We start from the raw sequence: 13,685 nt of genomic DNA, 5'->3' as shown, positions 1-13,685 counted from the left end.
ATGAATCTCCTGAACGTAATATAAGAATCAAGACTTGCAAGTTTTCTAAAAATAAACCCGTCATTCATTTGTATAATTTTTTAGCACAATTACGGCATTATGACCACCGAAACCGAAGGAATTAGACATCCCAATATTTAATTTGGCTTGTCGAGCTGTATTCGCCACGTAGTCCAAATCACACTTCGGATCTGGATGCTCTAAATTAATGGTAGGAGGAATGACTCCTGTCCCCAAGCTTTTTACCAGAGCGATAGCTTCCACCCCACCCGATGCTCCTAACATATGACCAATCATCGATTTATTAGCTGTAATCGGGATTCGGTATGAGGCCTCCTTAAACATCTTTTTGATTGCCTGTGTTTCCGACTGATCACCGATTTCTGTACTTGTCGCATGTGCACTAATGACATCCACTTCTTCAGGTTGAATATTCGCTTCTAGTAGTGCCAATCTCATAGCTCGGTAAGCACCTTCTCCTTCTGGATGAGTAGCTACCATATGATAGGCATCTGAAGTAGCCCCATACCCAATAACTTCAGCATGTATTCTCGCATTTCTACGTAGAGCATGTGACAGCGACTCAAGCACGAGAATCCCTGCTCCTTCGCCCATAACGAAGCCATCACGTCCCGCATCAAAGGGTCTACTTGCTCTCGTTGGTTCGTCATTTCGAGTGGATAAAGCCGTGGCATTCCCAAAACTAGCCAAAGATACTTCTGTAATCGCGGCTTCCGTTCCTCCAGCAATCATTACATCGGCCCCCCCATAGCGGATAAGACGTGCTGCTTCCCCTATCGCTGTATTCCCTATAGAGCAGGCTGTGACTGGAGACATTGTTGGACCTAGCGCCCCGAACTTAATGCTAATCAATGCCGCTGCCATATTAGATATCATCATCGGGACTAACGTAGGACTAACTCGAGCTGGACCTCGCTCTCGTAATAGTGTGGCTTGTTCGAGTAGAACCTGAATACCTCCAATACCAGAACCGACATAGACACCTAGACGTTCTTTATCCATATCCTCAAGGGTCAGTCCTGAATCTTGTACAGCTTGCTCCGCAGCAGCCACAGCAAACTGACTGAAACGATCCATACGCCTTGCTTCTTTACGACCGAATCGTTCCTCAGCATTGAAATCCCGTATTATACCCGCGATTTTCGTCTTGTGGTTAGATGTATCAAATGTATCAATATGAGAAATCCCTGACTCTCCTTGAACCAAACGATTCCATAAGGTCTCTACATTATTACCAAGGGGCGAAATAACACCCATACCTGTAATCACTACCCGCTCCATCTTATTTCCTCCATTCACGATTGCTTTATGAACGTATCTTGCCATGTAATTTATCCTATTACAAGTTGTTGTTTATACTAGTATAATTAGTACTACAATAATAACGTATCTAATCAAAGGCAGGGATCATATGAATCATCAGACAAGACTTCAAGCATTATCTTCATTTTTGAAAGCACACCGAGCTAAGATCCAGCCTCAGTCTGTCGGTCTACCTATAGGTACCCGCAGAAGAACTCCGGGCCTCAGGAGAGAGGAGGTTGCTCAATTAGCAGGTGTTAGTTCCACTTGGTACACTTGGCTAGAGCAAGGCCGTGACATTAAAGTATCTCCCTCTGTTCTGGATTGTATCTCTACTGCATTACAGCTAAGTGTAGATGAACGCAAATATCTCTATGCATTAGCGCTAGAGACAGGACCCGGTACTACGCTGATCCATGAACAAGCCGAGCCTCAGATCAGCCCGTCTCTCCATAGGATCCTTTTAGAACTTAAACACTGTCCAACCCTTATTTCTGATCGTCGTTGTCATATTGTGGGATGGAACCAAGCGGCATCCCATGTCTTTTTGGACTTTGAGCAAATCCCATATGAGCAACGAAATATGATTCGCTTACTATTTATACGGAAGGAATTCCAGAGATTAGCCATCAACTGGGAGCAGTTTGTTAAGGGGTATCTAGCTATATTTCGTGCTTATTATGGACAATATGTCGAGGACCCCTGGTACAATCAATTTCTTGATGAAATGCGTGGAATTCATCCTGGGTTCGATGAATTATGGGAACAAAGCGACGTAAGCTCGGCTCCCGATGTTCTGCTTGAATTCCGACATGCCAAGGCAGGGAAAATGCTGTTCCATTTAACCTCATTGCAGGTTCATGGAAGTGAAGATTTACGCTGTAGCATTTATACCCCTGCCCCTGATTCCACAACCGAATCTAAATTAAAGCAATTACTTGAATCTAGCTAAGGCTGGTCTGAGCCATTATGTAAAATGGAGTTGATAAAATGTTTCCTATATTAGAAACAGAAAGGCTACTGTTGCGGGAAATCACAAATCAAGATGCTGAAGGTATCTTTGCTTGTTTTTCCAATGATGAGGTGACGCGATATTATGGACAAAACAACTTGGAAAACATAGAACAGGCAAAACAGGTCATTGCCTTTTTCGCAAAAAACTACGAAGAGAAACGTGGCATTAGATGGGGGATTGAAGTAAAAGGGACAGAGGGAATTATCGGCACTATCGGATTTAATGCTTGGATGCCAAAACATAGACGGGCAGAGTTAGGATATGAAATTCATCCTGCACATTGGAGAAGAGGATATGCATCAGAAGCTATAGCACAAATCATTTCTTACGGATTCAGAGACTTAAACTTGACTCGAATAGGTGCAGTTGTATTCATTGAAAATGAAGGGTCTAACCTTTTACTAACCAAACTAGGATTTCAAAAAGAAGGTATTCTAAAGAATTATATGTATCAAAATGGTGTTGCCTATAATACAAATGTCTATTCTTTACTAGAATCCAATTTTTAAAAACTATTTGATCATGATCTGGTGGTCAGAGTGTTATTTGATGTAATGAATTCGTAGACAAACAATAAGAAACGGCACTCTGGTAATACACCGGAGTAGCCGTTTGAATTTCTGTAGGAGTACTAAGCTTCTTTCCTCAAATGTCCTTGGAACAGAGCACTATAAAATCTACCTTGCGCCAACAGCTCGTCATGTGTCCCTTGTTCGAGCAATCGGCCATCCTTCAGCACTAATATTCGATCCGCCTGCCGAATCGTATTCAATCGATGGGCGATCACAAAGCTTGTTCGGCCTTCCATGAGTCGCTGTAATCCTTCCTGTATCTTGATCTCAGTTACCGTATCGATGCTACTCGTTGCTTCATCAAGTACAAGCATTGAAGGATTAGCGAGAAGGGCACGTGCAATCGCAAGTAGCTGCTTCTGGCCTTGACTGATCCCACTACCGTCCCCCTGAAGCATTTTGTCATATCCATCTGTCATCCGCATAATGAATGAATGGGCATTCGCAAGCTTCGATGCCTCCTCCACTTCTTCGTCCGTCGCATCTAGCCTACCAAAACGTATATTCTCACGGATTGTTCCTTGGAACAAGAACGAGTCTTGCAGAACAAATGCCATTTGTGAACGCAGACTATCTCGACGGATCGTAGTGAGGTCATGCCCATCAACGGTAATATTACCACCACTTGGATCGTAAAATCGTGATAACAATTGAATCAATGTCGTCTTGCCTGCACCTGTAGGACCTACCAAAGCAATCATCTCACCCGGCTTGGCTTCAAAACTAATATCAGTTAGTGTATCTCCGGCTCCATCCTCATCATACGAAAAAGAAACATTCGAGAAACACACGGCACCTTCCATGGTATCTAACGTTATTGCAGCGCCCTCATCCTTAGCCTCCGCATCCTCGTCCAACAACTCGAATACACGCTCTGCACCCGCAATGGCAGATAGTACAGTGTTCCACTGATTAGCCAGATCATTAAGGGGTCTCGTAAACTGTCTTGAATATTCAACAAATACAATAATTACCCCAACGGTGATCGAGCCTTTAATGGCTAGAATCCCTCCGACACCCGCTACAATGGCAAAGCTCAGATTGTTCAGTCCATTCATGAGCTTCGGAATGAATCCAGAGATCGTCTGCGCCCAGAAGCCTGATTGTTTAATCTGTTCATTACGCTCAGCCAATCCACGAATAACCCGTGGTTCCTGTGAGAATGCTTTGATGATCCGTTGACCTGACAATGTCTCTTCAATGTATCCGTTCAGCTCTCCTAAATTTCTTTGTCGCTCTTTATAGAGCGGACCTGTACGCTTTGTAATCCAGCGCATTCCTAACGCCATTAGAGGCACGATGGTGAATGTAAGCAACGTTAATAATGGACTAAGCCATAGCATAACAGTGACCGTACCTATAAGGGTCAATACACTAGAGAATATTTGAATGACTGAGCTATTTAGCGTTGAACTAACATTCTCAATATCATTCGTCAATCGGCTCATAATCTCTCCTTGTTGCCGCTTACCAAAGAACGGAATAGGTAGCCTGTGCAGATGTGCGAATAAATCGAACCTCATTCGGTAGATCGTCTCCTGTGCAATCTCGATCATCCAAATATTCTGCAACCAAGATGTAAGTGAATACAGCGCATATACGACACTCAACCCAATAAGGAAATAAACCCATGTCTGACCTCCAGCTCCCTGCAGATAGTCATCGACTGCAACACCTATCAGATAAGGGCCTAGAAGCGAAAGCCCAGAGCTAAGCACAACCATGAATAGAACAAGGCTAAGCTTCGCTTTACGGCGAGCAAGATAGTTCCAGATCCGTTGCAGCGTGCCTGACCAATTTTTGGCTTTGGCCTTCGGCTTACGCCCAGAGTTACCTTTGTTATTCTTGCCCAGATCTAGCTTTGGTGCAGGATGTTGAAATGGCTCAATGAACGCTTTGAACATGCTGTGCCACCTCCCCATACTGAGATTCATAGATACGACAATAAAGAGACGAACTTGCCATTAAGTCCTTATGGTTCCCTCGCTCAATTAGCCTGCCTTCATCGAGTAATAAAATTAAATCAGCCGATGTCGTAGAGCTGATCTTCTGGGTAATCAAGAATGTAGTGCAGGATAAACTTTTCAGTGCTTCGAGGAGTGCTGCTTCCGTTTCCACATCCAGTGCACTTGTACTATCATCTAAGATTAGAATCTTAGGATTTCTTACAAGTGCCCTTGCAATGGATAGGCGTTGCTTCTGTCCTCCAGACAGATTGACACCCCGTTGTCCAAGCATTGTATCGTATCCATTCGGTAGGTGTGCAATCGTATCATGGATCTGCGCCCGCTTCGCAGCTTCCTTAATCTGCTCTAGACTTGCATCTTCAAGACCCCAAGCGATGTTATCACGAATGGAACCTGTAAAGAGAACTACTTCCTGTGGCACATAACCGATCGCTCCACGTAACGATGAGACGTCAAGCTTCCGCGTATCGATGCCATCGATACGAACAACACCCCTGTCCTGCTCATATAAACTCGGAATCAATTGAACAAGCGAAGATTTACCCGCTCCAGTCGCTCCCATGATCGCGATAGTTTCACCTATGCCTGCTTCAAAAGAGATATCCTCCAGTACAGCAATTCCACTTCCCGGATATTGGAAGCTAATACCCTCAAATTCCACTCGACCTTCGATGGTCTGCCGATTAAGTTCGTTTACATTATTATCCAATTCATTGTCATATGTATCATTCTCAGTAGATAATACCTCTTGAATCCGCTGAGCCGAAGCTGAAGCTCTAGAGAAGGTAACGACTAGCCATGACAATGCTGACATTGCTCCAATAGTCCGCAACGAATAATTGACGACCGCAACCACTTCGCCCACTGTCGCGCTTCCCGTTGCAATATCCATTCGTCCGAACCATAATATAGCGATGATCCCAGCATTCATCATGAGAAGGATAAAAGGCATCGTACTTTCCGTTAATCGTAACGCAGATATCGTGCCTTTCATCAATTCCCCACTAGATTTCGCGAATCTATTAATCTCATGACTCATACGTACGAAGACACGAATTAACCTTATACCCGTTAGATTCTCCTGAATAACGCCATTCACCCCATCCAGTCGACATTGAACCATCCGGAATAACATGGACGCCTTCTTCATCATCCACAATATAAATAACAACAATACGGGGATCGTAAGCACCAACAACAATCCCAGCTTTACATTCACAATCAATGCCATGATCACACTCCCCACCACTAGTAGAGGTACGCGTGTCATGAACCGCAAGCTCATAAACACTGTATCCTGAACCTGTGAGATATCACCGGTCAGACGTGTGATCAATGATGCGGTCGCGAACCGATTAAATACCGAATAAGAGAGTGACTGGACTTTGGAATATAACTTATCTCGAAGATCATAACCCAATCCCTGACTCGCATGGGATGCGTAGAATGAACTTGAGATTCCAGCAATAAATGCGACGACTGCGCTTCCGACCAACACGCCTCCCCACAGCCATACGACAGATAAATCCTTCTTTAGGATTCCTTCATCAATAATTTTTGAGATAAGAAATGGCTGGAGTAACTCCACAGTCAGCTCAATGAGCATCATGCTTAAAGCCACGATCGAAGCAACCCGATACTTTTTAAGAAAAGAAAAGATGATACCCATAACATTCCTCCAAGCAGACCCGATGATTTAGTAAAAACAAAGTTTAACTTTGAACTCATATGTATATTATAACCTATTCAACCAAACCACTGCCTATAGTAGTCGATTATAAAAAAGATGACCCATAACGAATGGTGGCCTCATCTACTATACATATCAACTAATGCTTTTTATAGTAACAATCCACCATTCATGTATACATCAACTCCATTCTAAGTCCGACCTATGTGTACCTAAGATATCTGATGGTATACTGTTATAAAGAAACTTAAAGGAGATCGTTGACTTGCATTTACTATTTAAAGAGCTCAGTAACAATCATGAAATAGCGGTTTATGATACTAACGAGTTATATGGGGAGAAAGGAAAATTCCGAGTTCTGGAGTTTTCGAATGCAGCTATCCAAGGTGCGATGGATTTAAATCATCCGAAACGCATCATGTTTGAATATCCGAGAGCAATGATCCACTTAATGGAGTTTAACAACCCATCATTTGAAGACGTATTTCTAATCGGGCATGGAATAGGAACAATCGCCAGCCATTTTGCAGAGAAGAAATTTAAAATAGCAGAACTTGATGATAAAGTAGTTGAATTAAGCAAGAGGTATTTCGGTTACCTCAAGAATAATGTAATCATCGGTGATGGACGTCATATTCTCGAGAGTGAAGAACCACATGCCTATAATTATATTATTCTGGACGCCTTCACCGCTAAGGGAACTCCACGGCAATTAATATCCAAGGAATTTTTCAAGATTACCAAAGAAAAACTCGATTCCGAGGGAGCTATCATCATGAATCTGACGGGAAGAGGTGAGAATGACAAGCTAATTAAGGCCATCTATACAACCGTTAGCAAAGAATACGCCTATACCAAATTGTTTCTCTTACCGTCAGATGGTTTCAACGATATCCTAAATATTATTATCATTGCCAGTAATAAGCCCATCGTATTTCAAGCACGTCATATGGCCGGCTTCACAGAGATTGAACTCGGTGAAGGACATATTATTATGGATATCTAATTAACATGGCTTACAAAAAGAAACAGCCACTCCCTCGTAAAATAATATAGGGTGGCTGTTTCATGTTCCACTACGGATGAAGATGATATACATAACGCAATAATTAACGGGTACGATGTTACCCACGTTCAAATCTACTAATTGCCTCCTGTACCAACTGTTTTTCTTTCTTAAGCACCGCTTGATCCAGTGCTTGCTTCAGCAGTTCCAGCATACTTCGACGATCTAACTCGCTTGCCAATAACTCTGTTTCGTCCGGCAGTTTGGACAGGGCTGAGATGACGACTTGGCGCTGCACATCTTTGCCATTCAGCCAGCGAATAACATCTTCTGTAACTGGGCAAGATTGTGCAAATAATGTCTCCCAACCTCCGTAGGGAAAAGACACCCTTGTTTCCATCCACGCGATCACATGTCGGCTATGAAATGGAGAGAGCATAGAATTCGCCAGGTAACCGCTCAGCTTGGTTCCCTTTGACTCGCTGTCCAAATGATTCCATACGAGCTGCAAGCCTTCTTCTTCTGGTAGGCACAACGCAGCCAGATAAGCCTGAACCTGCGGAATGCTTCCATCCGTAGCTGGATCAGACCATAACGTACGCACCCATTCAGCGGCATATGGACCCATACTTTGACCTACATACCGCATTAGACTTTGCCGCACGTTCCGCTCCGGCTCCGCCTGTATACGAGCCAACCATGCTTGAAGAACGTCATCTGGATCAAATGATGCAAACGAAGCCACAACATCCGCATCTATACCGTTCATTGTCGTATAGGAGATGAGCGATAGCAATTCAGTCCGTACCTTATCGAGTGTAAGTGACGTGTACTGATGCAGCCAATGTTTCCATTTCATCGCATTCGTCCCAACTGGATTCAGCCCCTCCTCATCACAGAACGGCGGATATTGCCACTCCTCTGCCCCCACGCAGCCTAGTTCTGTAATCCGATCTATAAATTCACCTAAAGAAGGGGCTAGCCGCAGGAATTCTCCCATCTCATGCGCCCAATGCACAACGGCAGGCTGCCCCGATCCGTCTTCTAGATCGAGTAGCAGCTCATCGCCGTTCCCAGCGAGATGAAACGTCATGTAACGTTGCTGTTGTATCATATTGTCATCTGCGAAATCCGGGAAATCTAAAGATTGAATATCCCAGCCTACGTCTCCGCTCACCTCGAACGGTATAATAATACCGTCTGGAAGATTCCAATACACAAGTGCTTTAGCACTCCCCTGTCCTAACAGAGTACGTAACTCGTTTGGCAGCCGAACCCCAAGCCTAGATTCAGCTTCGGTTAGCTCCGCCTCACTGGCTGGTGGGTCCAATGTGAGATGCGTATCCGCCCCTTTTTGATCCAGCTTTGAAATGAGAATATCCCATTGCTGCCCCCATATCTCCATTCGTTGATGCATCTTGTGATGTTCTCCCTTCTGTAAGTAATATCAGTAAGGAAATTATACCAAAAACGGAAGCCAAAAGAGCATGTTAACTTCTGAAATACAAACCAAGCTTTGAATCCGACAAACTAGGACCAAGGTCCCCAACAAAGAAAAATAGCCAAATGAGAGAATCGAGCAATTCGTTCGACCCATTCACATATGATTAGCATTCAGGTCGGTTGTAATCTCCTCCGGTATTTTTTTAGAGGCGCTAGGCACTTCTCGCGGTTTGTTATCGATCATATCAGAAGAGGAAATCATGATGCTAACTTGCCCCCCATGCGCGAAAGCTCGTATGAGAATCGGTTGATTGTACTTGTTTTTAAAAGAAAAATCAGGTCCATACCAGCTTACTGTTGCATCGCGACCAGGAGGTACATAGGGGACATTCTTACTATGGGAATATCGCTGGATAATTTCTAACCCGGCTCGATCAACCGCATTGTAGAGTGTCGATGAAATCTGACATATCCCTCCGCCAATATCTTCGGATGCTTCTCCCCTTACAATGATAGGAGCACGTAAGTATCCCTTCTCCTTCGTTCGCTTCCCTACAACCGTATTGAACGAAAATGTCTCTTCAGGAAAAATGACAACATTATTGATTGCTTTTGCGGCGAGTCCGATATTCTGAGAACGGTTTTTATTATTTGCATTGTAATATGTATAATAGTTCCCAATCTTCTTAGCCATAATAGATTCCAACAGCTCGCTATCTACCCTTGGATGGACATTCCGCAAAGGCACATCCAATGTAGTGAAGCTACCCTCGAAAATATAGCTGTAAACCTGCTCCTTAAATTTCGTTCGGTTAAGCTGCCTACCTATTTTCTCGGATATAATTCTGCCTCCTCCATCAATAACAGCATTACTAGGCGCCCGATATACTTGCTTATCCAAATCGTCCATTAGAACATTTACTTTAATATCATCAACGAGCGCTACTCCGGGTATTGTGTAATCCGACTGATTCATTTCTGCTATAACTTGTCCTTGATCCTTAATCACCAAAGGCTCCAGAGGATGTATTTGTTGTAATATAAATAAAACATATAGAATCAAATGAAACCTCAAAGTTACTTTCCCCCTTCTATATCAGCATCGGTCATAGTATGAATCAAATACGACGAGCTGATACATAAATGGTTAATAGATCCGAAGCTTGCTTATGATTCTGAGCATACAAAAAAGACTCATTCCTCCTCACATTACAAGTTGGAATAAGCCATTGATTAATATTTTAACTAAGACGGCCCGAGGGTTTATCTTTTTTTTGGGCAAGAATCGTAATGTTGACAGACGTTCCCATGCCCCGCTTACTCACGATTTTCACACCGTATTCTGGCCCGAAATGAAGCTTAATTCTTTCGTCCACATTACGAATGCCAAAGCCAACGTTTAAGCTCTCCGCAGGATCAAAAAGTTGGCGAAGTATTTCGGGATGAATGCCGATGCCGTCATCAATAATTCGGAACGTGATAAGCTCTCCCTCCAGCCTGCCGATTATACGAATGTTAATACGATCGCCGTACCAGGCATGCTCTAACGCATTTTCGATAAAAGGCTGTAAAATAAGCTTTACAGTCTGATACCGGATAATATCCGACTCAACGTCAAACATCACCTGTAAGCTGTCACCAAACTTCGTCTTTTGAATATTGATATAGGCATTAATTTGCTCCAACTCATTCTTGATCGGTATAACCGTTCTTCCCTCATTAAGCGATAGACGGTAAAATTTAGCCAAATCCAACACCATCCGCTGTAACTTGTCCACCTCGCCAAATTTCGCCAAGCGGCTAATCGAGGATAACGTGTTATACAAGAAATGGGGATTAATTTGCGCCTGTAGCGACTCTAGCTCGGCTTCCTTTTTCTTGAGGTTCGTCATATACAGTTCTTGAATTAATTCATCAATGTTCTGACCCATTTCATTGAGGGCTACCGAAATGCGTGTGAATTCATCTTTCCCCTTAAAATGTATGCTTTTCTGGAAGTTCCCCTCTTGAAATGCATCGAGAACGCGGACTATTTTGGATACCCTACGAGAATAGAAACGGGATACGAATAAGCCAGCTATTGAAAATATGATGTAACAGGCTAAGCAGATGAATATCGTCCACAGTCTAACCTTACTGGTCGCCTGCTCCATAATGTCGTTCGGGACGAGCGCGACAAGATGCCAATTCAGCTGCGGAATAACCTCGTCAATGACCCAATAGTTAGCGATTTCCTTCTCACTTAGCGTCTCACCGAGATTATAGTCTGTATCGCCAGAGGAGAACATAATTTTACGGCTTTCATCCAGCGCAAAAATTTTCGTTCCGTTGCCGATTTTCTGGAAATCAACGCTTCCGAGAAGATCCGTTATTCTCAAGCTAATGCGAATGAAACCGATTTCTTTAAGCGCCAACGGACTATTCGTATCAACAAGCCGTCTTAAGAGTGAAATATGTTCGAATTTCGCGTCGCCCTCCACCTGCTTCCATTGCATGGTTTGACCATATTTCTCCTTCGGATAATTCATGTACCACGGCCTATCCTTAATTCTAGCAATATGGTACAAATCGAATAACGGACCTTCGGCCTTCAGAGGATCGCTGTTATTGTAGTTATGATAAATCTCTGGAAGTGTATCGTTATGGAGATAGACCGCGAGCCTCATTTTATTGTTCGCTGACTCAATTGTCGTCTGTATTTTCGGAAGAAGCTGCTTCGTCGTTGCCTCGTAGCTAACCCAGCCCTCCTCAAGATGTCGTAAATAAAAGGCTAGATTGCTATCGAAATAAAGCATACCTGAAATGCGTGACATATCCTCTATTCTGTAAGAAATATTATCCTTCATCTGCTCCAACGTTCCGTGATTGATTTCGCGAGTTTGCTCTTGTATCGAGTTCGTAAAGATCATATTAGCAGCGTAGCCAACGAGAAGCACAGGTATGATAATAAACAAGCTGTACGTGATCATCAGCTTGATGCCAAACGGAATATAATGATGCTCCTTCTTGTGCGCGGTCATGCTCGTCTATACTCCAATGGCGTCATACCGTACGTTTCTTTAAATTGTCTGCTAAAATAAGGCAAGTGGCGATAGCCAACCTGATCGGCAATTTCATATATTTTCATATTCGTCGTTTTGAGTAGCTCGCATGATTTCTCCATTCGCAGTTGGATGAAATATTCACTAAAATTTTTGCCTGTTTCCTCTTTGAAAATTAATCCGAGATAGTTCGGCGAGAACGAGAACTGCTCAGCTAAGTCACGCAGCGTAATGTTGTCATGCGTGTGTTCCTTCATGTATTCAATCATTTGCTTAATAAATTTCCAATTTTTTCTATGTTTATTCGCTTGCAGTGTCTCCGAAATTTCATAAACTCTCCGTCTAAGCCATGAGTGAATGTCACTTATCGTTTCAAATTGCTGTATGATTTCGTAATTATCCAGCTCCATCCCTAACAACTGAAATACGCTTTCATTCGTACTTTGTAAATAATTATCAAGCTTCATTACGATATAGAGCGCATAATTACGCAGCGTAAATTTTGATTTCAAGCTTTTGGCCACCTGAAACAAAGTATCCAGCTCATCATGAATGCGGACAAGCTCATAGTCCGACATCGCTACGAATAACGCCTCAAGCTTTGTATCTAAAAACTTCATATCCTCCTTCTCCGAAGGTCTAACCTCGCCGTAACCGATGATCTTACCTTTGCCATAGAACATTTTCAAATCTAACGCTTCCACCGCTTGATGATAAGATGCCGTTAATTCAGAGATTGAGTAGCGTAGTTCCCCAACACCGGCCGTAATCGAAAAATAATTTTCCTCGTTCACTCGATCCATAATCTGCTGCAATAAAAAATCGTTATCTGAACATTCTATGAGCACTGCTACCCGTGTTTTGCTTATTTTACAAATATGCCTTACGCCGAGCTCTGTACAAATCGATACGACCTGCTGCATTTCGCCCTGCTCGATCCGATTCTGATCGCCCATCTTCCACGACAGATCATCAATCTCAAGAACTGCCGCATAGCCTGGCCAAACAAAACGATTCATTTTATACTCCTTGTTAAGCGTATCAATTGTCTTCTCATTGCTCGGCCCTTCAAGCAGCTGCAGTAAAAATTCATTTTTGACGATCGGGACCATTTGCCCATATGTATCTTGTCGTACCCGCTCCTGATCCAAATCCGCACGTACCTTGATTAAGGAATCGATAAGCTCTTGATCATCCATCGGCTTCAGTAAATAATTGACGGCATGAAGCGACAACGCCTGCTTCGCATAACTAAAATCCTGATAGCCACTAACGAATATAATTTTAATATCCTTTGATTTCTCGAGTGCTCGTCTCGCAAGCTCCAGACCCGACATATTGGGCATTCGCACATCCGTTACTAGAATGTCGATCCTTTCCTCATCCAGCACCTTACAAGCATCGAAGCCGTTCATTACCCCAGCAACGACCACCATATTGAGTTCCTGCCAAGGAATAAATGTACGCATACCTTCCAAATCTAGCTGTTCGTCATCTGCCAGCAGTACTTTGTACATGATGCTCTCAACTCCATTTTTGGAAATACGATTGGGGCTTGCATTTCCAGCCAACCCTTATCGCTGTCCTTTTTTTGAAAAATCATCCATAACATGAGAATTTGTCTGAAA

At 43.1% G+C, this 13,685-nt stretch carries 10 protein-coding genes; 3 read left to right on the top strand and 7 right to left on the bottom strand.

The features are described from left to right. Window positions 1–60: 60 nt before the first annotated feature. Window positions 61–1,302: a beta-ketoacyl-ACP synthase II gene (fabF, locus tag UB51_RS25605; protein ID WP_044879721.1), complete on the bottom strand. Its 1,242-nt coding sequence runs from the start codon at window positions 1,300–1,302 to the stop codon at window positions 61–63. Window positions 1,303–1,432: 130 nt separating this feature from the next. On the opposite strand from fabF, the gene UB51_RS25600 reads away from it, so the two are divergent. Both UB51_RS25600 and UB51_RS25595 read left to right on the top strand, forming a co-directional pair. Beyond that, a complete protein-coding gene (locus UB51_RS25600; RefSeq protein ID WP_044879720.1) occupies window positions 1,433–2,275 on the top strand; it encodes a helix-turn-helix transcriptional regulator in 843 nt (280 codons plus the stop codon). A gap of 38 nt (window positions 2,276–2,313) precedes the next feature. Then, window positions 2,314–2,847 (top strand): GNAT family N-acetyltransferase, encoded by a 534-nt coding sequence (locus tag UB51_RS25595; protein WP_044879719.1) that lies wholly within the window; start codon window positions 2,314–2,316, stop codon window positions 2,845–2,847. Between the two features lie 122 nt (window positions 2,848–2,969). Here UB51_RS25595 and UB51_RS25590 read toward each other — a convergent pair whose 3' ends face one another. Then, on the bottom strand, window positions 2,970–4,814 hold the full coding sequence (locus UB51_RS25590) for an ABC transporter ATP-binding protein (RefSeq protein ID WP_044879718.1): 1,845 nt from the start codon (window positions 4,812–4,814) through the stop codon (window positions 2,970–2,972). Next, a complete protein-coding gene (locus UB51_RS25585; RefSeq protein WP_044879717.1) occupies window positions 4,795–6,546 on the bottom strand; it encodes an ABC transporter ATP-binding protein in 1,752 nt (583 codons plus the stop codon). Before UB51_RS25585 ends, UB51_RS25590 begins: the two co-directional genes overlap by 20 nt. A 286-nt stretch (window positions 6,547–6,832) precedes the next feature. On the opposite strand from UB51_RS25585, the gene UB51_RS25580 reads away from it, so the two are divergent. After that, window positions 6,833–7,573 (top strand): spermidine synthase, encoded by a 741-nt coding sequence (locus tag UB51_RS25580; protein WP_044879716.1) that lies wholly within the window; start codon window positions 6,833–6,835, stop codon window positions 7,571–7,573. Window positions 7,574–7,691: 118 nt separating this feature from the next. On the opposite strand, the gene UB51_RS25575 is transcribed toward UB51_RS25580, so the two are convergent. The 4 genes from UB51_RS25575 to UB51_RS25560 form a co-directional block, all read right to left on the bottom strand. After that, window positions 7,692–8,990: an SMI1/KNR4 family protein gene (locus UB51_RS25575; protein WP_044879715.1), complete on the bottom strand. Its 1,299-nt coding sequence runs from the start codon at window positions 8,988–8,990 to the stop codon at window positions 7,692–7,694. A 180-nt stretch (window positions 8,991–9,170) separates the two neighbouring features. Then, the gene (locus UB51_RS25570; RefSeq protein ID WP_044879714.1) at window positions 9,171–10,091 is read right to left on the bottom strand and encodes a VanW family protein; all 921 of its coding nucleotides are present in this window, start codon (window positions 10,089–10,091) and stop codon (window positions 9,171–9,173) included. 166 nt (window positions 10,092–10,257) lie between these two features. Continuing rightward, complete coding sequence (locus tag UB51_RS25565) at window positions 10,258–12,036, bottom strand: cache domain-containing sensor histidine kinase (RefSeq protein WP_044879713.1); 1,779 nt, start codon at window positions 12,034–12,036, stop codon at window positions 10,258–10,260. After that, the gene (locus UB51_RS25560; protein WP_044879712.1) at window positions 12,033–13,574 is read right to left on the bottom strand and encodes a response regulator; all 1,542 of its coding nucleotides are present in this window, start codon (window positions 13,572–13,574) and stop codon (window positions 12,033–12,035) included. The genes UB51_RS25565 and UB51_RS25560 overlap by 4 nt, the downstream gene beginning before the upstream one ends. Between the last annotated feature and the right edge of the window lie 111 nt (window positions 13,575–13,685).

Origin of the sequence: Paenibacillus sp. IHBB 10380 (assembly GCF_000949425.1) — a bacterium.
Classification (GTDB): Bacteria; Bacillota; Bacilli; order Paenibacillales; family Paenibacillaceae; genus Paenibacillus_AQ.
Note: the sequence above shows the minus strand (reverse complement) of the source record. Positions and strands in the feature narration are given on the sequence as shown.